This is a genomic window from Clostridium nitrophenolicum, from assembly GCF_055391695.1.
In genome coordinates this window covers 4,657,855-4,684,117 of record NZ_AP042469.1, presented here as the reverse complement: position 1 = coordinate 4,684,117, position 26,263 = coordinate 4,657,855, and the positions used below count along the sequence as shown (strand labels likewise).

The window sequence follows — 26,263 nt, the reverse complement described above, 5'->3', positions numbered from 1 at the left end:
AAATGCTAGATTGGAGGAGGCGTGTGAATGATTAAGGAAGAGGATAAAAAAATAGAAGAAAATGAGTGTATTGACTCATTAGAAAAAGAAGAAGATTTACAAGAGGTTGATAATGCAGAAGAGGTTAATAGCGAAAAAGTCGAAGATGTTGAAACCAACTTTGATGATTTGCTAAATGGGGTAAAAGAAGAAAATCAAAAACTGCTAGATGAAAATAATAAAATAAAAAATGAAAATGAAGCTCTTAAGGATAGATTAGCAAGATTAAATGCAGAATATGATAATTTTAGAAAGAGAACTTCAAAAGAAAAAGAAGGAATATATACAGATGCATGTGAAGATGTATTAAAGGAAATGCTGCCTGTTCTTGACAACTTAGAGAGAGCTATATCTGTAGAAGGCAGCGCAGAAGATATTAAAAAAGGTATAGAAATTACAATAAAGCAGTTTGGAAGTGCCTTAGAAAAACTAAGTGTTGAAGAAATTTCAAATGAAGGTGAATTTGATCCAAATTTCCACAATGCTGTTATGCACATAGAGGATGACCAATATGGAAAGAATCAAGTAGTTGAGGTTTTCCAAAAAGGATATAAAAGAGGAGATAAGGTTTTAAGATATAGTATGGTTAAGGTTGCTAACTAAGAGCAAATCTTATTTCGCAAGCAATGTGTTTAAGTAATATTAACATATTCAATAAAAATGAAAATTTCTTAAAAATATAAATTTATAAACATAAGTACATTTAATACTAGGAGGTAAATTAGTATGGCAAAAGTAATAGGTATTGATTTAGGAACAACTAACTCATGTGTAGCTGTTATGGAGGGTGGAGATCCAGTAGTTATACCAAACGCTGAAGGGGCAAGAACAACCCCATCTGTAGTATCATTTCAAGCAAGTGGAGAAAGATTAGTAGGGCAGGTTGCAAAAAGACAATCAATTACTAATCCAGACAAAACAATAATATCAATAAAAAGACATATGGGAACAAATCATAAGGTAAATATAGATGGAAAAGAATATACACCACAAGAAATATCAGCTATGGTACTTCAAAAAATAAAGGCTGATGCTGAAGCTTATCTTGGCGAGACTGTTACTCAAGCAGTAATAACAGTTCCAGCTTACTTTAATGACAGCCAAAGACAGGCAACAAAAGATGCTGGTAAAATTGCAGGTCTTGAAGTATTAAGAATAATAAATGAGCCAACAGCAGCATCACTTGCTTATGGTATGGATAAGATGGATACTAACCAAAAAATATTTGTATACGACCTTGGTGGTGGTACTTTCGATGTATCAATACTAGAACTTGGTGATGGAGTATTTGAAGTTAAGGCTACAAATGGTGATACAAAACTTGGTGGAGATGATTTTGACCAAAAAGTTATGGACTATATAGCTGACACTTTTAAAGCTGAAAATGGAATAGATTTAAGAAACGATAAAATGGCACTTCAAAGATTAAAAGAAGCTGCTGAAAAAGCTAAAATAGAGCTATCTGCTTCAATGCAAACAAACATTAATCTTCCATTTATAACAGCAGATGCAACTGGTCCAAAACACATTGATATGAATTTAACTAGAGCTAAATTTAATGAAATAACTCATGATTTAGTACAAAGAACTATCGAACCAATGAGAAAGGCATTAAATGACGCTGGACTTACAATAGACCAAATAGATAAGATTATACTTGTTGGAGGTTCTACAAGAATACCAGCAGTTCAAGATGCTGTTAAAGAATTTACAGGAAAAGATCCTTCAAAGGGAGTTAACCCAGATGAATGTGTTGCAGTAGGAGCTGCTATTCAAGCAGGAGTTTTAACTGGAGATGTTAAAGATGTATTACTTCTTGATGTTACGCCTCTAACACTTGGAATTGAGACTTTAGGAGGAGTTTCTACTTCATTAATAGAAAGAAATACAACTATACCAACAAGAAAGAGTCAAGTTTTCTCAACTGCAGCAGACGGTCAAACATCTGTTGAAATACATGTTGTTCAAGGTGAAAGACAAATGGCTGCTGACAATAAGACTCTTGGAAGATTTACACTTTCAGGCATAGCTCCAGCTCCAAGAGGAATTCCACAAATAGAAGTTACATTTGATATTGATGCTAATGGTATAGTTAACGTATCTGCTAAAGATAAAGGAACAGGAAAAGAAGCTAATATAACAATTACTGCCTCAACTAACTTAAACGATGACGAAATAGAAAAGGCTGTTAAAGAAGCAGAAAAGCATGCAGAAGAAGACAAGAAGAGAAAAGAATCAATAGAAGTTAAGAACAATGCTGATCAAATTGTATATCAAACTGAAAAGACATTAAAAGAGCTTGGAGACAAAGTGTCAGCAGAAGATAAAGCTAAAATAGAAGATCAAGTAAAGGCTGTTAACGCAGTTAAAGATGGAAATGATTTAGAAGCTATAAAGAAAGCTACTGAAGAGTTAACTCAGACATTCTACGGAATTTCATCAAAACTATATCAAGATGCTAATGCACAGGGTGCAGGAGCAGGCGCAGGCTTTGATCCAAACAACATGGGTGGAACTAATGCTGGAACAAAGCAAGATGATAATGTAGTAGATGCTGATTTCAAAGTAGAAGATGATAAATAATTATTTCCTCTTCACTCTTTAATAATATGTGTGTATAATGTAAATTGGCAATGATTAAGGGAAGAGTTCATACTCCTCCCTTAATTTAAGTAATAAACAATTTGCAGATATACATCAGTAGTTTAGGTATCTTCAAAAAAATAACTAGCCAGTATGATGGTCTATTTTGAGTTATTATTTTCTTTCAGATGCCTTATGGGATTTTATATTTCAATTGTGGTAATAAGGGTACAATCTTTAGTGAAATTTAAGTAATAATTTTATTTAATCTATTAATTAGGTGGTGAAAAATAAGGGATGGCAAAAAAGGATTATTATGAGATACTTGGGCTGGAAAAAGGCGCAAGTGACGATGAAATTAAAAAGGCATTTAGAAAACTAGCACTAAAATACCATCCAGATAGAAATCCTGATAACAAAGAAGCAGAGGAAAAATTTAAGGAACTAAATGAAGCTTATCAGGTACTATCAGATCCTCAGAAGAAGGCTCAGTATGATCAGTTTGGAACAACTGATTTCAATGGAGGCGGATTTGAAGGCGGATTTGACTTCTCAGATTTTGGAGGATTTGGAGATATATTCGATTCTTTCTTTGGTGGTGGATTCTCAGGTGGAGGAAGAAGAAGAAATGGTCCTGAGAAAGGATCTGACCTTGAGTATACTCTAAATTTAACTTTTGAAGAAGCAATTTTTGGAGTAGAAAAGCAAATAAATATTACGAGAAGTGAGAGTTGTGATAAGTGCGGTGGTACTGGAGCAAAATCAGGAAGTAATCCGAAAACTTGTGATAAATGTGGTGGAACTGGCCAAGTAAGAACTCAAAGAAATACACCGCTTGGAAGCTTCGTAAGTATGAGTACTTGTGATAAGTGTGCAGGTAAAGGAACTATAATAACAGATCCTTGTAATGAATGTAAGGGCAAAGGAAAAGTAAGAAAACAAAGAAAGATAAAAATAAATGTTCCAGCTGGTGTAGATACAGGAAATGTAATGCCTATGAGAGGTCAGGGAGAACATGGTACGAATGGCGGTCCAGCAGGAGATTTATATGTAAATATTAGAGTTGCTCCTCATGCAACCTTTAAAAGAAAGGGTACTGATATCTATATTGATACTCACATAAGCTTTGCTAAAGCTTCACTAGGTACTGAGATAAAAGTCCCTACAGTAGATGGAGATGTTAAATATGAGATACCAGCTGGTACTCAACCAGGAACTATATTTAGATTAAAGAGTAAAGGTGTTCCAAGGGTTAACGGACATGGTAGAGGAGATCAATATGTTAATGTAATAGTAGATATACCTAAAAATCTAAATCAAAAGCAAAGAGAAGCTCTAGAAATGTTCATGGAAGCTAGTGGAGAAACTCCAACTGGTGAAGGAAATAAAAAATCTTTCGTAGATAAAATAAAAGATAGTTTTAAATAGCATGAACTTTGTTTCTTCTTAATTCTATTTTAGAAGAAACAAAGTTTTTTTATGATAATATTATATATTGACAGAGACAGGTTATAATTATAAAGTAGATTTGTTAGTAATTATAAATAGATAATGAGGAAGGATTTTATTTTCTTACGGAAAAAATCCTTATGCGTGAATTGTAAATTATTAAAATTTGTGGAGGTAACTTATGGATAAAGAATGGATAGAGGTTGCGATAGTTACGAGCAGCGAGGCTGTAGAAGCTGTTTCAGGTATACTTTACAATACTGGAGTAAAAGGGGTATCTATAGAGGACCCAGAGGACATAGAATTTAAGAAGAAAAACCCTGGAGACTGGGATTACTTTGATGAAACTTTACTACTTGTAAAGGATGGTGCAATAGTTAAAGGATATTATAAGCAGGATGAACATCTGGATGAATACTTGAGATACATAAAAGACAGTATTAATAACTTAGAGCAGTTTGGAATAGATAAAGGTAAAGGACTAATTACAGTATGTAAAGTAAATGAAGAAGATTGGGAAAATAATTGGAAGAAGTATTATAAGCCAGCTAAGATAGGAGAAAAAGTAGTAGTAAAACCTATTTGGGAAAACTATGAAGTTAAGGATGATGAGATTATTGTAGAACTTGATCCAGGAATGGCTTTTGGTACAGGAACTCATGAAACTACAAGAATGTGTATTAAAGCCTTAGAGAAACATGTTAAACCTGAGTCAGTAGTTTTTGATATAGGAACCGGATCAGGAATTCTAGCCATTACAGCAGCAAAGCTTAAAGCAAAGGAAGCAATAGGGGTTGATTTAGATCCAGTAGCTGTAAAATCTGCAGGGGAAAATGTTAAATATAACAATATAGACAATATAAAAATAATGCACGGAAATTTAATGGAAGTAGTTGATGGAAAAGCAGATATAGTTATAGCTAATATAATCGCAGATGTAATAATATTCCTAACTGAAGAAGTTAAAAAATTCATAGTTCCAGAAGGTTTATTTATATCTTCAGGTATTATAAGAGAAAGAAAAGATGACGTAGTAAATAAGCTTGAAGAATGTGGATTTAAAATAGAAGAAGTAAATGTAGATGGAGAATGGGTTTGTATTGTAGCTAAAAACTAGTGGAAAGAGGTTGGTAATGTTATGCATAAGTTCTTTGTTGAAAAGAATAACATAACTGGCGATAGAGCATATATTGAAGGTGATGATGTAAAACATATATATAAGGTTTTACGACTTCATGAAGGTGAAAAAGTTAGTATAAATAACTATGAAGGCGAAGAATTTTTGGGGATTATAGAGAAAATAGATAAAAAAGAAGTTATTGTAAGCCTAACAGAAAAATTAGATTTAAATAATGAAAGTCCAGTAGAGATCTACCTGTTTCAAGGACTTCCTAAATCAAGTAAAATGGATTTAATTGTGCAAAAGGCTACAGAACTTGGGGTGCAAGAAATAACTCCAATAATAACTGAGAGAGTTATAGTTAAGAATGAAATAGGAGAATTTAAAAAGCTAGATAGATGGGTAAGGATCGCACTTGAAGCCTGTAAACAGAGTAAAAGAAGTATAATACCAAAAATAAATGGTCCCTTAGAATTTCAACAGCTTTTAAAAAAACTTAAAGAATTGGATTTAATTTTAGTTCCTTATGAAAATGAAGAAGGATATGGAATAAAAAAAGTTGTGAGAGACATAGCTCAAAATAGTATAAATAAAATTGGTATAATAATTGGACCAGAAGGTGGATTTGAAGAAGAGGAGATAAATGTTCTAAAAGAATTAGGTGCCTATATAATTACTCTTGGACCTAGAATACTTAGAACAGAAACTGCAGGTTTTGTATGTACATCCTTAATAATGTATGAGCTAGGAGATTTAGGAGGTAAAAGTTCCAAATGAACTTTTACGGGTAACTTGTGAGCGGAAGCGAAAATCTTAAGTTACCCAGTGTTCCGACTAAAAGGAGGAAGAATTTAATGAAGGTCGCTTTTACCACTTTAGGTTGTAGAGTAAATCAGTATGAGACTGAAGCTATGACTGAAAGATTTAAAAAGGAAGGGTACGAACTAGTACCTTTCGAAGAGTATGCTGATGTATATGTTATAAACACCTGTACTGTGACAAATATTGGTGATAAAAAATCTAGACAAATGGCAAACAGAGCAAGAAGAAAAAATGAGGAAGCGGTAATAGCAGTTGTTGGATGTTATTCACAGATTGCTCCAGAGGAAGTATCCAAAATAGAAGGTGTTGATGTAGTACTTGGTACTAGAAACAAAGGTGATATAGTATATTGGGTAAATAGAGCAAGGGAAGAACGAGAAAAGATAATTGAGGTTAACGATGTACTTAAAAATAATGTTTTTGAGGATTTAAATATAAGCGAATATCAAGACAAAACGAGAGCATTTTTAAAAATCCAAGATGGTTGTAATAGATTTTGCTCCTATTGCTTAATTCCATTCGCTAGAGGAGCAGTATGCAGTAAAGAACCAGATAAGGTTATTAGTGAGGCGAAAGAGCTGGCGGAACACGGATTTAAAGAAATAATTCTTTCAGGTATACATATAGCTTCATATGGTGCAGACCTAGAAGGAGATTGGAGCTTAGTGAAAATACTTCAAGAACTAGATAACATTGAAGGCATTGAAAGAATAAGAATAGGATCTATTGACCCACAATTCTTTACAGAAGGAACTATAGATAATCTTAGTGAGTTAAAGAAACTTTGTCCACATTTTCATTTATCATTACAAAGTGGCTGTGATGAGACTCTTAAGAGGATGAATAGGCGTTATACAACAAAGGAATATAAAGATATAGTTGAAGGCCTAAGAAAAAATATAAAAGATGTTTCTATAACTACAGATATAATAGTTGGTTTTCCTGGAGAAACTGAAGAGGAGTTTAATACAACATATGAATTTTTAAAGAGTATAGAGCTTTCAAAAATGCATGTGTTTAAATATAGCCCAAGAAAAGGGACAAAAGCTGCTGTAATGCAAGAACAGGTAAATGGAAACATAAAAGATGAACGAAGCAGTAAGCTTATTGAATTAGACGCGAAACTGGAAGAACAATTTATGAATAAGTTAATTGGGAAGACTATGGATGTTCTGTATGAACAAAAACACAATGGGGAAGAATCCTCCTATGAAGGGTATACACCTAATTATATTAAGGTAGTATCAAAAAATAGTTATGATATAGAAGGAAAGATTGTAAAAACTAAGTTAGCTGAAGTTAAAAAAGAATTTATAATAGGAGAGCTAATTTAAAGGAAATATCTGATTAAATTACATTACAAGGCATATTTTTTAAAATTGTTGGTTAATTTTAGGAGGATATTTTAGATTTATATTGAATACTATAAAGTCAAAGGAGGTGAAATTATGGAAGATTGCATTTTCTGTAAGATAGTAAAAGGTGAAATACCATGTGAAAAAATTTATGAAGATGATATGGTTTTAAGCTTTAAAGATATAAATCCAGGAGCTCCAGTTCATGTTCTTATAATACCTAAAAAACATATAAGTAGTTTAAATGAAGTTAGTGAAGAAGATTCAAAAGTTATAGCACATATATTTGTAACTGCTAAAGAAATTGTTAAAAAGTTAGGTGTTGATGAAACAGGATATAGAATTGTTTCTAATTGTGGAGAAGATGGAGGGCAAACAGTACCTCATATTCATTTTCATATTTTAGGTGGCAGATCACTTCAATGGCCTCCAGGTTAAGCAGGCATCCAAAATCTTTGATTTTGAGATGATCGGTTAAGCAGCGAACCCAAATCTCTGATTTGGAGTGAGTCGCTTACTCAGCGAGTACTCATTTGACAATAGGAGAAGGAGTTTCATTAATAATACCAAGTTTGTTATATTGTAAATATGCAATGAAATTGTTGACAGCTTCTAAGCTAATGTTGTATAATAAACAATGTGCTATGTGACCCACAGGCTGCATTTAATTTTTAAAATTAAATTGAGCTAGCGGAGGGAGGGATAAGATATGTCAGAAATAAGAGTTGGAGAAAACGAAACAATAGAAAGTGCATTAAGAAGATTCAAGAGAAAATGTGCTAGAGCTGGTGTTCTTTCTGAAGTTAGAAAAAGAGAACACTATGAGAAGCCAAGCGTAAAGAGAAAAAAGAAATCAGAAGCTGCAAGAAAGAGAAAATTTAAATAGAATTCTTTTGAAAAAAAGTACTAAATAATGTCTCTTAAAGAAGAGCTGCAGGAAGACTGGAAGCAAGCTTTGAAATCCAGGAATAAATTAAAAGCTGATACAATAAGTATAGCTAAGGCTGCAATTTTATTAGTTGAAAAACTGATGATAGAAAGCTTGACTATGAAGAGATATATGAACTAATATCAAAAGAAGTTAAGCAAAGACGCGAAGCTATACTGGAGTTTGAAAAGGGAAATAAGCAGGATTTAATTTATAAGGCAAATGCTGAAATAGAGATCTTGTTAAGTTACCTTCCTCAGCAGTTAAGCGAAGAGAAAATTTGCGAAATTGTTCGACAGGCAGTTAGTGAAGTGGGAGCTAATAGCATAAAAGACATAGGTAAAGTTATGGCTGCAGTTAAGCCTGATACTAAAGGCAGAGCTGATGGTAAACTTGTAAGTCAAATTGTAAAGCAATATTTGAATAAATAAAAGGTTGAGATGTTCTCAACCTTTTTTATTTTGTCATTTATTAAATTTATGCCTCATAAATTAATATGAAAGAATTTTTAGGGGTGGTAAAGTGGAGGACAAAGTATATAGGACAAAGCAAAATATTGCAGAGAAATTAGATTTGCCTAGAGATATAATACTTAATATGCCTAAAATCACGGTTACCGGTGGTAATGAAATAGTTATAGAGAATCATAAGGGTGTTGTACTCTTTGGTGAAAATCAGGTTAAAATTAATTCAGGGGTAGGGTTAATATCAATATATGGAGAGAGATTTGAAATATTGTTTATGGGTGGAAGTACCATAACAATAGGAGGAAAATTCAAATCTATTGTTTATGAAGGAAATGAGTAAATTTAGCTTTAAAAAATATAAAAGTGGTATAATTACTATAGAGATTCAATCCCTAATACCTGAAAAATTTGTTAACCTGATGTGGAAGAATGGTGTTCATATAAAAAACTTAAAAAAAGAAAATATTACTACTATGATTATGGATGTTAATTTAAGAGATTATGATAAAATTGAAGAGATAGCTAAAAAGACAAAGACAAAAATTAAAATAATCAAAAGAAGAGGATTTGCATTCTTTCTTATTAAAATAAAAAGAAGAATAGCACTAGTTTTAGGTATACTACTATTTATGGGGATATTATATTATCTATCTACTTTTATTTGGAATATTGAGATAAGTGTAGATCATAATTTATCTCCTTATGAAATAAGACAGCAGCTAAGTTCTTTTGGAATAAAGCCAGGAATAAATAAAAGAAATGTAAATGTTTATGATATAGAGGAAAAGCTCATAAAAAATAATGAGAATATAATGTGGGTTAGAGCAAGAGTAGAGGGAGCTCAATTGAAAATTTCTGCAGCAGAAAGACAATCGCCACCTAATATTATTGCAGAAGGCAGTCCATGTAATTTAGTAGCAAGAAAGGATGGTGAGGTTGTAAGAGTTTACACTAAAGCAGGTACGCCCGTAGTAAAAAAAGGTGACATGATAAGAAAAGGTCAAGTATTAGTTAAAGGAGAACAAGGAAAGGAAGGAGCAACTTATCAAGTTCATGCTGTTGGCGATGTAATATGTAGAACTTTTTATGAAGAAGTCAAGCAGGTAAAAATTGATACTGTTAAAAGAGAGAGAACAGGAAATAAAATTGAGAATATATATTTAAACATAAAAGGGAAAAATATATATCTAAAAAAATCTGTAAATAAATTTAATAAGTATGATAGAATAGAAGATAACAAACTTTTTATTAAAAAAGAGACCTATTATGAAATAAAGGAAACTACAATACATGGAGATGCTAAAAAAATTGTGGATGATACTGCAAATGAACTTTACTCAAAAATATGTGCAAATCTAGATAAGTCTGTTAAAATTATAGATAAAATAGTAAACTACGAAGCTGGAGATACTTATGTTGTAAGAGTTTTAGTTGTGGCAGAAGAAAACGTGGTTTTGGAAGAGAAAATTCCTGAACAGCAGAATCAAGATGTACAGCAGGAACAAAATCAGCAGTAGAGCTAATTTACTAGGATAAAAGGTGGTTGAAATGAAAAAAATATCACTAAAGAGACTTTTTGGTAGGGAAAAAACTAACAGAATTTTGACTTTTATGTTAACATTTATTTTTATATACTCAGTATTGTTTACTACCTTAGTTACTAAACGATACAATCTAGCAGAAGGCGATATTGCTAGATTGGATATTAAGGCTCCAAGAGAGGTGAAGGATCAGGTATCTACTGAAGCAAGAATTAAGCAAGCTGTTGATTCCGTACCAATTCAGTATAGCAAAAAAACAGAAGTGAAAACAGAAGTAATAAATAGGATAAACACTTTCTTTACTAAATTACTTCAAATAAAAGATTCGGCAGGAGAAGAGCGAGACAAAGTACAAACATTAAAAAGCAGTTCTGAGATCAGTTTATCGGATGAAGACTATTTAACTTTAGTAAAATTAAGTAAGGAAGATCTAAAAGCAATGCAAAATTTCCTGAATACAACTATGGCTGAGCTTTATGAAAATAATAATATAAGTGATAATAGTCAGAAGGACAACCTTGAGGATATAAAAAAAGCTAAGGAAAATATATTATTTACAGTAAATTCTTCAAAGCTTTCAAAATCACTTAGAGATATGGTGATAACCATAGCTTATTCCCAGATATCTCCTAATTTTTTCTATGACAAAGACAAAACAGAGGAACTAAAAGAAGAAGCCCGAAAAAAAGTTCCGCCAGTTATGATAAAGAAAGATCAAACAATAATAAAAGAAGGAGAACCAATAACAAAGTATCAGATAGAATTGCTTAAAGACTTAGGACTTTTAAATGATAACTCTCATTTTCAATGGTATGTATATATTAGTTTAAGTATAGTAATACTTTTAGTAATAGGATTAGAATGGTTTTATTTATCAAGATATCATAGTAGTATATATAATAATACAAATAAACTCATAATGATAAATGTATTAAGCTGTATATCTATACTTTTGGCAAGAACCTTTTCAGTGGTATCACCATTTTTGATTCCACTTGCCTGTATACCAATGCTTTTTACTCTTTTAGTAAATCATAAAATTTCTTTAACAATAAATATGTTGAACTGTATTCTGATAAGTGGAGCAGTAAATTTTAATATAGAAATTACTGCTTTAGCTGTAGTAAATGCAGTGATAGGTGCGATAATTTTAAAGAAAATGCAGCAGAGAAATGATATATTATATTCTTGTCTATATATAGCAGTGATTAATGTTATCTTTACTTTTTCATTAGGATTATTACTTAGCAATAATGTTGTAGATGTAACCAAAAGAGCTATGTATTCATGTATAGCCAGTATATTATCTGGTGTATTAACTATAGGTTTCCTACCATTTTTAGAAAGTACCTTTGATATAGTAACTACTATAAAGCTATTGGAGCTATCTAATCCTAATAGCCCACTGCTAAAGAGGCTGCTAATTGAGGCGCCAGGAAGTTATCACCACAGTATTTTAGTTGGTAATCTTGCGGAGGTTGCAGCAGAAGAAGTTGGTGGAAATCCAGTGCTTGCAAGAGTTTCAGCTTATTATCATGATGTTGGTAAAATAAAGAGACCTTATTTTTTTAAAGAAAATCAACTGGGAAATGATAATCCACATGATAAAATTACTCCTAATTTAAGCACTCTTATAATAACATCCCATGTTAAAGATGGAGTAGAACTATCTCGAGAATATAAAATTCCTAAAGTTATAAGAGATATAATAGAGCAGCATCATGGTACAACACTGGTTAAGTATTTCTATGTTACAGCAAAAAACTCCAGTGAAAAGCCAGAGGATGTAAATGAAGAGGAATTTAGATATCTAGGACCTACACCTGAAACAAAAGAAGCAGGAATTATAATGCTTGCAGATAGCGTAGAAGCTGCTGTGAGGTCCATAAGTGAACCTACTAAGTCTAAAATTGAAGAAATGGTAAGTAACATTATAAAAGATAGGCTAAATGAGGGGCAGCTTGATAACTGTGACTTAACCTTAAAAGATATCAACATAATTAAATGTGCTTTTTTAAAAGTTCTAACAGGAATATATCACCAGAGAATAGAATATCCAGAGGACAAAGCCAAAAGCAGTAATATATAACAGAGGAGCGGAAAAATGATTTTTATAGATAATAGACAAGATAAAATTTGTGTTGATGAAGAATTAGAAGGAACTATAGAGTCAATAATCAAATATACATTAAGAGAAGAAGAAGTTAACATACCCTGTGAGGTAAGTGTTGTATTTGTGGATAATGAAGAGATTAGAGAAATAAATAGAGAAAATAGAAATATTGATAAACCTACAGATGTTCTTTCTTTCCCCATGTTAGAATATTCTAAAGGCTCTGTGTTTAAAGATGTGTATTTAAGTCACAAATTTCACCTAAGCGATTTAGATGATGGAAATTTAATATTAGGAGATATAGTTTTGTCGCTAGAAAAAGCGGAAGAACAGAGAACGGAATTTGGGCATTCATTTTTAAGAGAAGCAGCATATCTTACAGTGCACTCTGTTTTACACTTACTTGGATATGACCATATGGAAGAAGAAGAGAAAGATATTATGAGAAAAAGAGAAGAGGAGATATTGAATAAATTTCATCTAACTAGATAACAAGTTTTAGTTTATAATATTTAGCCAATAAATTTAGTTTAAGATGGTGATGATAATGAAAGTTAGAAAACTATTAGATAGTTTTAATTATGCCATAGAAGGAATAATATATGCAGTTAGAACCCAGAGAAATATGAGGATACATATGATCGCAGCGCTGGTTGTTCTAACTGCCTGCTTTTTTTATGATTTAACTAAAATGGAACTTTTGGCTATAACCATAACGATAACAATGGTTATTATGGCAGAGCTTTTAAATACTGCAATAGAATTTGCTGTAGATGCCACCACTAATTATTATCATCCTCTTGCCAAACTTGCTAAAAATGTGGCGGCAGGAGGTGTATTAGTAACTGCTGTAAATGCAATAGTTGTTGGATATATTGTATTTTGGGATAAGTTAAAATATATAAATTTTATATTAATTAGAAAAATAAAAAGTTCAAATCCATATACAATATTTATTATACTTGCTATTGTATGCATTACTACTATAGTAATAAAGGCAATTTTTGGTGAAGGAACGCCTCTAAAGGGAGGAATGCCTAGCGGACATAGTGCAATAGCTTTCTCTATTGCTACTACTATAGCACTTACAACAGGACAGTTAACAGTAGTAATTTTGAGTTACTTGCTTGCATTAATAGTAGCGCAAAGCAGAGTAGATTCTGAAATTCATTCTATTATAGAAGTTATTGCTGGTGGAATCTTTGGAACTCTAATTACAGTGCTGCTATTTAGGGTGTTTGGATAAGATATTATTAGTATGATTACGGCTTTAAAGCAGGTATAATTGTGTTAAATAAAAATATTGCAATAGATGAAAATAATGTTATAATTTATTTACACCACTTAGGATATAATTATTTATAGCAGGTAAAAATAATAATTGGAGGAATGAAGATGGACTATAGATTATTAGTATCTAAAGCTTTAGAAGCGAGAGAAAATGCATATGTTCCATATTCAAATTTTAAGGTGGGAGCAGCAATACTTACCGAAGATAACAATATATACACAGGATGTAATATAGAAAACGTATCTTATGGAGCGACTAACTGTGCGGAAAGAACTGCTATATTTAAAGCAATATCAGAAGGCTATAAACAAATAAAAGCAATTGCAATTGTTGGTGTAGAAAATGAATATACTTATCCATGTGGTATTTGTAGACAGGTAATAGCTGAGTTTGCGTCAGAAGATATAAAAATAATAATTGCTAAAAACAAAGATGAATATATAGTAAAAGAATTAGAAGAAGTATTGCCAGGAGCTTTTACTAAAGGTGACTTAGGTAAGTAAGGAGAGAATATATGTTTAAATCTGGATTTGTAACAATTATAGGAAGACCTAATGTAGGAAAATCAACATTATTGAATACAATAATGGGAGAAAAATTATCAATAGTATCCTGTAAACCACAGACTACTAGAAATAATATACAAACAATATTAACAGAAGAGGATTTTCAGGTAGTGTTTGTAGATACACCAGGAATCCATAAGCCTAAACATAAACTTGGAGAATACATGGTTAAAATTGCTCAGGATTCTATTAAGGAAGTTGATTTAATACTTTTCTTGACCAACCCTGAAAAAGAGGTTGGTAAAGGAGATCTATATATACTTGAGCAGTTAAAAGACTGTAATGTACCTGTATTTTTAGTTCTAAATAAAATTGATGAAAACCCTGCGGAAAAAGTTGCAGAGACGTTAAAAAACTATTCTGATGTCTTTGATTTTAAAGAGATTATACCTATATCAGCATTAAACGGAAAAAATGTTGATAAGTTAAAAAAACTGATGGTAGAGTATATTCCAGAAGGTCCCAAATATTATCCTGAAGATATGATTACAGATCAGCAGGAAAGATTTATTGTAGCAGAAACCATTAGAGAAAAGGCATTAAGACTTCTTTCGCAGGAGGTTCCTCATGGTATAGCTGTAGATGTTATGACAATGAAAAAGGATGAAAAGGGAATCTATCATATTGAGGCAACTATATTATGTGAAAAAGACTCTCATAAAGGAATAATTATAGGCAAAAATGGGGCAATGCTAAAGAAAATATCTACCTATGCTAGACAAGATATTGAAAAGTTTCTTGGAAGTAAGGTTTATTTAGAACTATGGGTCAAGGTAAAGAAGGAATGGAGAGACAGTATGAACATACTGAAAGAACTAGGGTATAAGTAGTGAAAAGCATGAAAGTTTATTTTATCTTTTGGTAATAATAATTTAAGATAAGTAATTATAAAGCATTTGGGGGATGATTTTCTGTCTATATTTAAAACTAGAGCTGTAGTTATTAAAACACAAGATATAAAAGAGTCAGATAAACTAGTTTGGCTTTTCAGTGAAAAATTAGGGAAAATATCCACCGTTGCAAAAGGATCAAAAAAAAGTAGAAATAATTTATTTACAACTACTTTGCAATTCTGTTATGGTGATTACGTGGTTTATAAAGGAAAAAGCCTTTATACAATAAATGAAAGTATAATAATAGACTCTTTTCAAGATTTGCTTAATGATTTAGATACTTTAACATATGCTTCATATTTTTGTGAGCTTATAGATATATGTATGCAAGATGAAGAAAGTAATAGAGAGTTATTCAGACATTTAGTTACGGCTTTTTACCTTATAAAAAACAAAGCAGTAGATATAGAAACTTTAGCAAGAGCCTATGAACTAAAAGTTTTAGAGGCTACTGGATATGGATTTAATTTAGAAAGTTGTTGTATGTGTAGAAAAAAATTAAATCACTGCAATTATATAAGCTTGCAGTATTCTGGAGGAGTTTGTTCAGAGTGCGAAAGATTTAATGGTATATACGTGAAGCAAGGCACCTATAATGCACTAAAATATTTGTCTAGAATATCATTAGAAAATGTTTATAGAGTTTCATTATCAAAAGAGATAAAGCAAGAAATGTACAATATACTATCTTTAGTTATATCTCAAAACTATTTTAGAAAACCAAAAAGTTTGGAGACTCTTAACTATCTATTAAACTTTCAGAATAACCAAGAGTAGGTTTAAGTAAACTAAATAAAAAGGAGTGAAGAAAATGAATGAAATTACTTTGGAGAAAATTGATATTATAAGAGAAAGAACTGGAGTTAGCTATACAGAAGCTAAAGAGGCTTTGGAAGCTTCTCAAGGCAACGTAGTTGATGCGTTAATATATATTGAACAAAGCAAAAAAACAACTATGGACAATATTTATACTACGAAAGATGAATTCTTAGATTGGTTAAAAGACTTAGTTAAAAAGGGTAATGTTAATAGAGTAAAAATTAAAAAAGATGATAAAGTTATTGTTGATATACCAGTAAATGCGGGAATCGCTGCAACTTTAACAGTTTTAGTTTGGCCACCACTTATAGCTATTGGAATTTTGACAGCTGTAGTTACAAAGGTAACAATAGAAATAACTAAAGATGATGGAACTGTAGAGGTTGTAAATAAAATTATAAAAACCAGTGTGAAAGACACAATGAAAGATGTAAAAGAAAAAGTAGTTGATGCAGCATCCTCAGTGAAAGAGAAATTCACACATAAAGATGAAAATAAAGATAAGAATAAAGAGGAAAACACTTATCAATACACAGTAAAATTTGAAGATATAGAAGATGGAAGCAAAACCTATGGAACTGTAACCTATGGAACTATGAGTAATGAAGATACAAATACTGAAAATGCAAAAAATACAAATGATGAAATATAGGATAGCTGCTAATTTTAAGTTTAATGATAATTTCAACAAAAAAATGTAAATTAATCATGAATAAATCTAAGAAAATTTAAATAAAAATAAATAATATACTAATGAAGAAAACATATTAAAAAGTCAGCTAACAATATTTCTATTGCTGACTTTTTATAGTGTTAAAAAAATTAAAATTTTATAAATAAACATACTATTTAGTGATAATGTTATAATATATAATTAATATATAATTATTAATTACAGGGGTTAGCCACTATAAAATATTTTTCAGAAAATTACATAATTCATTTAAAAAAATTTCAAAAAAAGAACTAATTTTTTAAAAGTGCTATACTATTTGCTTAAATGTGTGTTATAATTAGCCTTAAGCGAATATATAGTATATCAACAAAACGTGTAGCTGATTAAGGGAGACTATTTTACTTTGGAAAAATCCCTTAGGCTATTTATTAAGAGGGAGGGTGAGTATTATTAAATTATCACCGAGGCAAGAACAAATAATAAAGTTAGTTAAAGAAACAGAGCCTATTACAAGCGAACAGCTTGCATCTAAACTTAGTGTAACAAGGGCTGCGTTAAGACCAGATTTGGCAATTCTCACTATGACAGGTATTTTAGAAGCAAAGCCAAAGGTAGGTTATGTATATTCCCAAAGGCCCTCTCATAGCTTGATCTACGATTATATTCGAACTATTAAAGTAAAGGATATAATGTCAAAGCCAGTAGTAGTTGATGAAAATACAACTGTATATGACGCTATAGTACATTTATTTTTAAATGATGTGGGTACATTGTTTATTGAAAATAATGGATTACTTATTGGAGCCGTATCTAGAAAGGACTTTTTAAAGATAGCTATGGGTGGTACAGATATTCATAAGGTACCGGTAGGTATAATAATGACAAGAATGCCTAACATAGTCTTTGTTGAGAAAGAAGATGCTGCATACTTAGCTGCTCTAAAAATTATGGAGCATGAAGTAGATAGTCTTCCAGTTGTAGAAAAAACCTATATAGGTGCAAAGGAATCTATAAAAATTGTAGGAAAAGTTTCTAAAACTAATATTACAAGGTTATTCGTAAAAATGGGAGAAAATAGCTAATTCAAATAACGGATAAAAATCCGTTACTATATACAAAACACTGAAAAATATTTTAAAGAGGGGATGTTACTTTATGGCTAGTAGAAAATATGTATACCTTTTTAACGAAGGGAATGCAAGCATGAAGAACTTGCTTGGAGGAAAAGGGGCTAACCTTGCAGAAATGACAAATTTAGGGATACCTGTTCCGCAAGGATTTACAGTATCCACAGAAGCATGTACTAAATATTATGAAGATGGTAAAAAATTATCTAATGATATTGTAGAGCAAATTTATGCTTCACTGTCTAATATAGAAAATTTAACTGGAAAGAAATTTGGTAGTATAGAAAATCCTTTACTTGTATCCGTAAGATCAGGAGCAAGAGCTTCTATGCCTGGCATGATGGATACAATATTAAATTTAGGATTAAATGACGAAACTGTAGAAGGATTACTAAGACTTACTAACAATGAAAGATTCGCATATGATTCTTACAGGAGATTTATACAAATGTTCTCAGATGTTGTTATGGGAATCGAAAAAAGAAGATTTGAAGACATATTAGATGAAGTAAAGGAATCAAAAGGAGCAAAATTTGATACAGATTTAAGTGCATCAGATTTAAAAGATGTAGTTAAAAAATATAAGGCTTTGTATGAAAAAGAAATGGGAAAAGAATTCCCACAGGAACCAAAAGAACAATTATTAGAAGCTGTAACAGCTGTTTTTAGATCTTGGGATAATCCAAGAGCTATAGTTTACAGAAGGTTAAATGACATACCAGGTGATTGGGGGACAGCTGTAAATGTTCAATCGATGGTATTTGGTAATATGGGAGAAACATCAGGAACTGGAGTTGCATTTACAAGAAATCCTGCTACAGGAGAAAAACTAATATTTGGAGAGTATCTAATAAATGCTCAGGGGGAAGATGTAGTTGCTGGAATCAGAACTCCTCAACCAATAACAAAATTACATGAAGATTTACCAGATTGTTATAAACAGTTTATGGATATAGCAAATAACTTAGAAAATCATTATAAAGACATGCAAGACATGGAGTTTACAATAGAACAAGGTAAATTATATTTCTTACAAACGAGAAATGGTAAAAGAACAGCTCAAGCTGCATTAAAAATAGCTGTTGAAATGGTTGAAGAAGGGCTTATAACAAAAGAAGAGGCTATGTTAAAGGTAGATCCTAAACAATTAGATTCACTTTTGCACCCAAATTTTGACCAAGATGAGATGAAGAATGCTCAAGTGATAGCAAAAGGTTTACCAGCTTCACCAGGAGCTGCTTGTGGTAAGGTTTATTTCACTGCTGAAGATGCAAAGATGCATCATGAACAGGGAGAAAAAGTAGTATTGGTAAGATTAGAGACTTCACCAGAAGATATAGAAGGCATGGTAGCTGCTGAAGGTATACTTACTGCAAGAGGTGGAATGACATCACATGCGGCGGTTGTTGCTAGAGGAATGGGAACATGTTGTGTAGCCGGCTGCGGAGATGTAAAAATTAATGAAGATGCAAAAATATTTGAAGTTGCTGGGAAAGTATATCACGAAGGAGACTATATATCACTTGATGGCAGTACAGGAAATGTATATGGTCAAGCAATTAAAACTGTTGAACCTGAAATAAGTGGATATTTTGGAATATATATGGCATGGGCTGATGAAATTAGAGCATTAAAAGTTAGAACCAACGCTGATACGCCAAGAGATGCCAGTCAGGCAATTAAATTTGGTGCACAGGGAATAGGTCTTTGTAGAACCGAGCATATGTTCTTTGATGAAGATAGAATACCAGCAGTTAGAGAAATGATATTATCTAAAACAGAAGAGCAAAGAAGAAAAGCTTTAGATAAACTGTTGCCAATGCAAAGAGAGGACTTTATTGGTATATATGAGGCTATGGAAGATAGACCAGTGACTATTAGACTTTTGGACCCACCACTTCATGAATTCCTACCTCAGGAAGATGAAGATATAAGGGACTTAGCGAAAGAGATGGGTATAAGCTTTGAAGATTTGAAATCAACTGTAGAGTCATTACATGAATTTAATCCAATGATGGGACATAGAGGATGTCGTTTACCAGTATCTTATCCTGAAATGGCAGAAATGCAGACTACAGCTATAATAGAGGCTGCTATAGATGTTAATAAGAGAAAAGATTATGATATTGTTCCAGAAATAATGATACCACTTGTTGGCGAATTAAAGGAATTAAAATTTGTAAAAGATATAGTTGTAAGAATAGCTGATGAGATTATAGCTAAATCAGGCATTAATATGAAGTATCTAGTAGGCACTATGATAGAAATACCAAGAGCAGCTCTTACTGCAGATGAAATTGCAAAGGAAGCAGAATTCTTCTCTTTTGGAACAAATGACTTAACTCAAATGACATTTGGATTCTCAAGGGATGATGCTGGCAAATTCCTAAAGGATTATTATGATAAGAAAATATATGAATCTGACCCATTTGCTAAACTAGACCAAGTTGGAGTAGGTAAACTTGTTAAAATGGCTGCAGAGCTTGGAAGAAAAACAAGACCAGATATCCATCTTGGAATATGTGGAGAGCATGGTGGAGATCCATCTTCAGTTGAATTCTGCCATAATGTAGGATTAGACTATGTATCATGTTCGCCATTTAGAGTTCCAGTAGCAAGACTTGCAGCAGCACAAGCTCAAGTTAAGAGTCCAAGAAAGTAGTACAATGAAAAAACCCCTGAATTTTCAGGGGTTTTAATTTACCCTATCTGGATAACGGCTTCTAAGGTTTAGGTGGAAATTAAATGCTATTTAGACATTTAAACTCCACCTGAAGCTTAGAAGCCTGTTTATGTTATTCTTGTATTAAATTTATTTTCTATATGTTTACCAAAATCTATAACAAAATTTAAGTGTTCTTTATCTCTTTGTACTGTCTTTTTTAATAAGTAGAAGAAAGAGCTATGATTACACTTTTTTATATTATTGTAGTAGTCTTTTGATATTTTCCAAAACTTTTGAGGGAAGGACAAGTATGCTAAAATATATTTGTATTCATCTAAAGTTAGAGGACAAGTTTTTTCGTAAATATTTATGCAGTTTAAAGTAAGATCTAAATCCCAGTTAGTACTATCTCTTTTTAAAAGCCTTCTTAAAAAATAAGATATATCGTGGGTGCAATAATCAGTGCTGCATTTATCGAAATCAATTACCCAGGTATTTTTTTTATCATCAAATATTATATTTTTATTTACATAATCTAAGTGGCATAATGATTTACTTAGATTATTATTATTTATAGTTGATGACACTTGCGTAGCTATTTCTGCTAAAAATAGATTACTTTCAAAGTTTTGTAAAAATAGTTTTGAAAACTTGTCTCCATACTTAAATGCTAAATTAGAGCAAGATAGCAGCTGATGAAAATGCTTGCTTATTGAAATATTTATACTGTCAAAGCTTCTTCTCATAGTGCTTCCTTCTATAGGCGTAAATTTTCTACATGACTTATGCATGTGAGCAAGATTATTTATGGATAAGAGAATATGTTCCCTAATGTCATAATTACATTTTTCACCTTCTATCCATGGAGTGAGTATAAATAACATATTATTATAGTTAACAAATCTGTCATTTGTATTTGTAGCAAGTATCTTAGGTACTTTAATATTATTTCTAAATAGCCACTCTATTGCAGAATAAACAAAAAGTAGCTCCTCTTTTGAAAAGTAAACCTTTTTCAAGCAGTAACTTTTATTATTATAGCTTATTTTGTATACTGCCCTTTGCTTGTCTGTATCCTTGAACTTGATTCTAGATATTTCTGCTTCATTAAGGCTATAGTGTGGAAGTACGTATTTCTTCACATTTTCTTCAGATAATAAATCTAAATTATATTTTTTAGCCGCATAAGGCATTATTAACACTCCTTAAAAGCTATTTCTTTATAATAATATTAAGAAAATCCTTACAATATACATTTTCATTAAAAAAAAGGAGTTTTAAATATATATATAGAATAATTTATTTAGGTGATTTATATGATTTTAAGAGAGAGAATAGAAAAAAATGAAAAACTTATATTAATTCCAGAAGCAGCATTCTCTTCTAATTCAAAGAGAAGAAAATTTGAAGAAAACAAGGATGAGCTTAGAACCTCATTTATGGTTGACAGAGATAGAATTATACATAGTAAATCTTTTAGGAGACTTAAACATAAAACACAAGTATATATAAAAACCTGGGGAGACCACTATAGAACAAGACTTACCCATACCCTTGAAGTATCTCAAATAGCTAAAACTATAGGAAAAGGAATTGGTTTAAATGAGGATTTAATTGAAGCTATTGCTTTAGGTCATGATATTGGGCATGTAGCTTTTGCTCATAACGGAGAAGAAGTTTTGGACAAACTTTTACCAGATGGTTTTAGACATAATGAAAATAGTATAAGAGTTTTAACAAGAATAGAGAGGCAGGGAAAAGGGTTAAATCTTACTGAAGAAGTATTGGATGGAATACTACATCATAGCGGTTTTTCTAATTCTGATTCAAAGTCACATACATTAGAAGGACAAGTGGTTAGATATAGTGATAAAATAGCCTATGTGAATCATGACATAGATGATTCTATAAGAGCGGGGCTCTTAAGTGAAGAAGAACTTCCATTAAATTTAATAAAAGTATTAGGAAATACGCATGGACAAAGGATAGATACACTGGTTAAAGATTGTATATATACAACTATAGACAATATAAGAAAAGGTGTAATCAAGGTTTCTCTAAGTGATGAAATGGGGAAAATTCTAGCAGAGCTAAGAACTTTTATGTTTCAAAAAGTTTATATGGGAACTGTTCTTAAAACAGAGAGGGATAAGGCAAAATTTGTGTTAGAGCAAGTTTTTAATTATTTTCTAAAGAATCCAGATAAGATGCCTGAATTTTACATAGATATTGTTGAAAAAGAAGGATTATATAGAGGTGTCGCAGATTATATATCTGGTATGAGTGATGATTACTGTTTACTTTTATTTAATAACATATATGTTCCTAAAATTGTTGTGTATTAGGAATAATTTCTAGTATTAAATGGGTAAAATAACAAAAGTCAAAAGAAGTTAATTATATAAAATTATCCATTTGATTAGTCTAATAATGAAATAGTATAATAAGTTGTCTACTATAAACTTTAATGGATATAGACGCTATTGCAAAATTTGTTTATTAATAATATTGTTTTTGAAGGATATTTACTATATATAAAGAATATATATATTAGATTAGAAGAAAAAAATTTAATATTATTAGGAGGAATGTCGTGATTTGTGTCGAATATAATTAATCCGAGTACAATTAAGCAGAGAACTCAAATCTCTGATTTGAAGTGAATCGATTACTCAGCGAGTACTCATTCGACGAAAGGAGAAGGAGTTTCATTTAACAGGCATCCAAAATCTATGATTTTGTGATGATCGCTTACTCACTCGACGGAAGGAGAGGGAGTTTCATTTAAATTATTAAGATAGGTGGGAGTATTTATTGATATCGGAAGATGTCATTCAAAGAGTTAAAGAAGAAAATGATATAGTAGATGTTATATCAGAAACTGTAAAGTTAAAAAGGGCAGGAAGAAATTATTCCGGACTATGCCCATTCCATCACGAAAAAACACCATCTTTTAGTGTTTCAGTAGATAAACAGATTTACAAATGTTTTGGATGTGGTGAAGCTGGAAATGTTATAACATTTGTTATGAAAACTAAGAATTTAAATTTTCCAGAAGCAGTTAAATTGCTGGCTGATAGAGTAAATATAGATTTAGAGTTAGATCATGATAATGATAACAAGAACAATAACTTTGAAAAGTTATATACACTAAATGTAGAATCTGCTAGATATTTTTTTAATTGTCTACAGAAAAACGACACTGCAAAAAAATATTTAATCAATAGGGGAATAACTGAGGCTACAATAAGAAAATTTGGGTTAGGATATTCAATTGATAGATGGGATGGATTAATAAGACATTTGAAAGCTAAGAGATATACTGAATTAGATATGCTAACTGCAGGGCTTGTAATCAAAAGCCAAAAAGGTTCCTACTACGATAGGTTTAGAAATAGAATTATATTTCCTGTCTTTAATTACAAAGGTAAGGTTATTGGTTTTGGTGGAAGAGTTTTAGACGATTCTAAGCCTAAATATCTAAACTCACCTGAAACATCATTATTTAAAAAGGGTATAAATCTTTATGGACTAAACTTTGCAATTAAAAACAATAATTCAAGGATGTTTATAATAGTAGAGGGATACATGGATTGTATATCTCTTCACCAGTATGGTATAACCAATGCTGTAGCTTCTCTTGGTACAGCTTTAACTATGAACCAAGCTAAGCTTATGAAAAAATATGCAGATAAAGTTATAATTTCCTATGATGCAGATAGTGCAGGTCAGATGGCCACTTTGAGGGGATTAGAAATATTAAAAAAAGCGGGATTAGATGTGAGAGTTTTAATTGTTCCACAGGGTAAAGATCCAGATGAATTTATAAGAAATAATGGAAAGGAAGCATTCTTAAAACTTATACAGGAGGCTCTCCCGCTTATTGACTATAGAATAAACGTACTTAAAAATGAACTGAATTTAAGTGATTCTGATGATATTGTAAAATATGCGGACAAAACATTAGAAATGCTAGAAGAGTTGGATCCTTTAGAAAAAGAGGTCTATATAAAAAGATTATCCGAAGAAACTAAAATTAGAGATCAGGCTTTATATGACATAATGAACAATAAAATTCAAAAAAATGTAAAAGATTCTGAAAATATGAATACAGATAACATTTTTGGACAAAAATTATATTTAGAGCCGGCATATCTAAAGGCTGAGAGAGGTCTATTAAAGCTCATGGTAAATGACAATAATGCTTTAGAATATGCATTAAGCACTATAAAAAAAGATGAATTAATAATGGATAGTCACAGAAAAATATTTGACTATATTGTTGAAAACATGCAATTTGATGAAAATGAAAGAGAAAAACGCATAGAGTCAAGATGTGATGATATAGATACTTCGAAAGAATGGGTAAATATTTTAGAAACTAATTTAGTATATGACGAATATGATTATGAAAATATGATAAAAGATTTTATAAAGGGAATCCAAAAATATAAACTTGAAGAAGCAAAAAAAGAGCTAATTAATAAAATAAAACGCTACGAATCAGAGGGAAAGCTTGAGGAATCGCTAAAGTTGGCACACGAACTAATTGAAATACAAAAAAAGATTGGTGGGATACAGTAATGGCTGAAGGAGGCAAAATCATGAAAGATAAAAGTGCAAAGATGCAGATAGTTAAAAAACTAATAGAAAAAGGTAAAAAAACTGGCACTTTAACTTATAAAGAAATAATGGATGAATTAGATGAAGTTGATTTAAGTCCTGAACAAATAGAAAAGATATATGAAGTGCTTGAATCAATGGGAATTGAAGTTATAGGAGATATGCAGGGTGCAGAAGTAGATGAAAAAGATCTAGATTTATCAATTCCTGAAGGTATTGCAATTGATGACCCTGTTAGAATGTACTTAAAGGAAATAGGTAAAGTACCTCTACTTTCTTCAGAGGAAGAAATTGAGCTAGCAAATAGAATAGAAGCTGGAGATCAAGCTGCTAAAAAGAAACTAGCTGAAGCAAATCTAAGACTTGTTGTAAGCATAGCTAAAAGATATGTAGGTAGGGGGATGCTCTTCCTTGATCTTATTCAAGAAGGAAACCTAGGCCTTATAAAAGCTGTTGAGAAGTTTGATTATAGAAAAGGATTCAAGTTCAGTACTTATGCTACATGGTGGATTAGACAGGCAATCACTAGAGCAATAGCAGATCAGGCAAGAACTATAAGAATACCTGTTCATATGGTTGAAACTATTAATAAATTAATAAGAGTATCAAGACAGCTTTTACAAGAACTTGGAAGAGAGCCACAACCTGAAGAAGTAGCAAAAATTATGGAAATGCCAGTTGATAAAGTAAGAGAAATAATGAAAATAGCTCAAGAACCTGTATCTTTAGAGACACCAATAGGAGAAGAAGAAGATAGTCATTTAGGAGACTTTATCCCAGATGATGAAGCACCAGCACCAGCAGAAGCAGCAGCCTTCACTATGCTCAAAGAGCAACTTATAAACGTTTTAGATACATTAACACCAAGAGAAGAAAAAGTACTAAGATTAAGATTCGGATTAGATGATGGAAGAGCTAGAACTCTTGAAGAAGTAGGTAAAGAGTTTAATGTTACAAGAGAAAGAATAAGACAGATAGAAGCTAAAGCTTTAAGGAAGCTTAGACATCCAAGTAGAAGTAAAAAATTAAAGGATTATTTAGACTAAAAGCACCAGATTATGGTGCTTTTTTTTTATAAAAATTAATTTAAGAATCTGAAATAAAATAATAAGCCAAAGATGCCACGGATATTTTGCGTCAAACGAGCAGATAGGTTCAGTAGGTAGTTGTTCAATTAACAGGTTCT

The 26,263-nt window shown here is 31.4% G+C and carries 23 protein-coding genes and 1 pseudogene; 23 read left to right on the top strand and 1 reads right to left on the bottom strand.

Annotated elements, in window-relative coordinates; translation table 11 throughout:
- Positions 1–27 precede the first annotated feature (27 nt).
- The 20 genes and pseudogenes from grpE (at position 28) to ppdK (ending at position 20,451) form a co-directional block, all read left to right on the top strand.
- Entirely contained in the window at positions 28–642 is a 615-nt protein-coding gene (gene grpE, locus ACZ5N4_RS22180; protein WP_464204663.1) for a nucleotide exchange factor GrpE, read from the top strand.
- 123 nt (positions 643–765) lie between these two features.
- Positions 766–2,622 (top strand): molecular chaperone DnaK, encoded by a 1,857-nt coding sequence (gene dnaK / locus ACZ5N4_RS22175; RefSeq protein ID WP_464204662.1) that lies wholly within the window; start codon positions 766–768, stop codon positions 2,620–2,622.
- Positions 2,623–2,919: 297 nt separating this feature from the next.
- Positions 2,920–4,050: a molecular chaperone DnaJ gene (dnaJ, locus tag ACZ5N4_RS22170; protein ID WP_464204661.1), complete on the top strand. Its 1,131-nt coding sequence runs from the start codon at positions 2,920–2,922 to the stop codon at positions 4,048–4,050.
- Between the two features lie 202 nt (positions 4,051–4,252).
- Positions 4,253–5,188: a 50S ribosomal protein L11 methyltransferase gene (prmA, locus tag ACZ5N4_RS22165; RefSeq protein ID WP_464204660.1), complete on the top strand. Its 936-nt coding sequence runs from the start codon at positions 4,253–4,255 to the stop codon at positions 5,186–5,188.
- A 21-nt stretch (positions 5,189–5,209) separates the two neighbouring features.
- Positions 5,210–5,968 (top strand): 16S rRNA (uracil(1498)-N(3))-methyltransferase, encoded by a 759-nt coding sequence (locus ACZ5N4_RS22160; protein ID WP_464204659.1) that lies wholly within the window; start codon positions 5,210–5,212, stop codon positions 5,966–5,968.
- Positions 5,969–6,045: 77 nt separating this feature from the next.
- Complete coding sequence (gene mtaB / locus ACZ5N4_RS22155) at positions 6,046–7,347, top strand: tRNA (N(6)-L-threonylcarbamoyladenosine(37)-C(2))-methylthiotransferase MtaB (RefSeq protein ID WP_464204658.1); 1,302 nt, start codon at positions 6,046–6,048, stop codon at positions 7,345–7,347.
- Between the two features lie 114 nt (positions 7,348–7,461).
- Positions 7,462–7,806: a histidine triad nucleotide-binding protein gene (locus ACZ5N4_RS22150; protein WP_464204657.1), complete on the top strand. Its 345-nt coding sequence runs from the start codon at positions 7,462–7,464 to the stop codon at positions 7,804–7,806.
- A 271-nt stretch (positions 7,807–8,077) separates the two neighbouring features.
- A complete protein-coding gene (gene rpsU / locus ACZ5N4_RS22145) occupies positions 8,078–8,254 on the top strand; it encodes a 30S ribosomal protein S21 (protein ID WP_066618478.1) in 177 nt (58 codons plus the stop codon).
- Between the two features lie 27 nt (positions 8,255–8,281).
- Positions 8,282–8,727 (top strand): annotated as a pseudogene (locus tag ACZ5N4_RS22140) (GatB/YqeY domain-containing protein).
- Positions 8,728–8,818: 91 nt separating this feature from the next.
- The gene (gene yqfC / locus ACZ5N4_RS22135) at positions 8,819–9,103 is read left to right on the top strand and encodes a sporulation protein YqfC (protein ID WP_178906050.1); all 285 of its coding nucleotides are present in this window, start codon (positions 8,819–8,821) and stop codon (positions 9,101–9,103) included.
- Positions 9,096–10,280, top strand: coding sequence for a sporulation protein YqfD (gene yqfD / locus ACZ5N4_RS22130; protein ID WP_464204656.1), 1,185 nt, complete (start codon positions 9,096–9,098; stop codon positions 10,278–10,280). Before yqfC ends, yqfD begins: the two co-directional genes overlap by 8 nt.
- 31 nt (positions 10,281–10,311) lie before the next feature.
- Positions 10,312–12,393, top strand: a complete 2,082-nt coding sequence (locus ACZ5N4_RS22125; protein WP_464204654.1) for an HD family phosphohydrolase — start codon at positions 10,312–10,314, stop codon at positions 12,391–12,393.
- A 15-nt stretch (positions 12,394–12,408) separates the two neighbouring features.
- Positions 12,409–12,909 (top strand): rRNA maturation RNase YbeY, encoded by a 501-nt coding sequence (gene ybeY, locus ACZ5N4_RS22120; protein ID WP_464204653.1) that lies wholly within the window; start codon positions 12,409–12,411, stop codon positions 12,907–12,909.
- A gap of 55 nt (positions 12,910–12,964) precedes the next feature.
- Positions 12,965–13,663, top strand: a complete 699-nt coding sequence (locus ACZ5N4_RS22115) for a diacylglycerol kinase (RefSeq protein WP_464204652.1) — start codon at positions 12,965–12,967, stop codon at positions 13,661–13,663.
- A 149-nt stretch (positions 13,664–13,812) separates the two neighbouring features.
- Positions 13,813–14,211, top strand: coding sequence for a cytidine deaminase (locus ACZ5N4_RS22110; protein WP_464204651.1), 399 nt, complete (start codon positions 13,813–13,815; stop codon positions 14,209–14,211).
- 11 nt (positions 14,212–14,222) lie between these two features.
- Complete coding sequence (era, locus tag ACZ5N4_RS22105; protein WP_464204650.1) at positions 14,223–15,104, top strand: GTPase Era; 882 nt, start codon at positions 14,223–14,225, stop codon at positions 15,102–15,104.
- A gap of 66 nt (positions 15,105–15,170) precedes the next feature.
- The gene (recO, locus tag ACZ5N4_RS22100) at positions 15,171–15,944 is read left to right on the top strand and encodes a DNA repair protein RecO (protein ID WP_464204649.1); all 774 of its coding nucleotides are present in this window, start codon (positions 15,171–15,173) and stop codon (positions 15,942–15,944) included.
- 34 nt (positions 15,945–15,978) lie between these two features.
- Entirely contained in the window at positions 15,979–16,638 is a 660-nt protein-coding gene (locus tag ACZ5N4_RS22095; RefSeq protein ID WP_464204648.1) for a DUF4342 domain-containing protein, read from the top strand.
- A gap of 464 nt (positions 16,639–17,102) precedes the next feature.
- Positions 17,103–17,744, top strand: coding sequence for a helix-turn-helix transcriptional regulator (locus ACZ5N4_RS22090; protein WP_464204647.1), 642 nt, complete (start codon positions 17,103–17,105; stop codon positions 17,742–17,744).
- Between the two features lie 73 nt (positions 17,745–17,817).
- Positions 17,818–20,451: a pyruvate, phosphate dikinase gene (ppdK, locus tag ACZ5N4_RS22085; protein ID WP_464204646.1), complete on the top strand. Its 2,634-nt coding sequence runs from the start codon at positions 17,818–17,820 to the stop codon at positions 20,449–20,451.
- A 128-nt stretch (positions 20,452–20,579) separates the two neighbouring features.
- Here ppdK and ACZ5N4_RS22080 read toward each other — a convergent pair whose 3' ends face one another.
- The gene (locus tag ACZ5N4_RS22080) at positions 20,580–21,647 is read right to left on the bottom strand and encodes a CotS family spore coat protein (RefSeq protein WP_464204645.1); all 1,068 of its coding nucleotides are present in this window, start codon (positions 21,645–21,647) and stop codon (positions 20,580–20,582) included.
- 123 nt (positions 21,648–21,770) lie between these two features.
- On the opposite strand from ACZ5N4_RS22080, the gene ACZ5N4_RS22075 reads away from it, so the two are divergent.
- The 3 genes from ACZ5N4_RS22075 to rpoD all read left to right on the top strand — a co-directional run bounded on the left by ACZ5N4_RS22075 (position 21,771) and on the right by rpoD (position 26,123).
- Positions 21,771–22,799, top strand: a complete 1,029-nt coding sequence (locus ACZ5N4_RS22075; RefSeq protein WP_464204644.1) for a deoxyguanosinetriphosphate triphosphohydrolase — start codon at positions 21,771–21,773, stop codon at positions 22,797–22,799.
- A 469-nt stretch (positions 22,800–23,268) separates the two neighbouring features.
- Positions 23,269–25,038, top strand: coding sequence for a DNA primase (dnaG, locus tag ACZ5N4_RS22070; protein WP_464204643.1), 1,770 nt, complete (start codon positions 23,269–23,271; stop codon positions 25,036–25,038).
- Positions 25,038–26,123 carry an RNA polymerase sigma factor RpoD gene (gene rpoD, locus ACZ5N4_RS22065; RefSeq protein ID WP_178906063.1) on the top strand — a complete coding sequence of 362 codons (1,086 nt, stop codon included), beginning with the start codon at positions 25,038–25,040 and terminating at the stop codon, positions 26,121–26,123. The genes dnaG and rpoD overlap by 1 nt, the downstream gene beginning before the upstream one ends.
- Positions 26,124–26,263 lie beyond the last annotated feature (140 nt).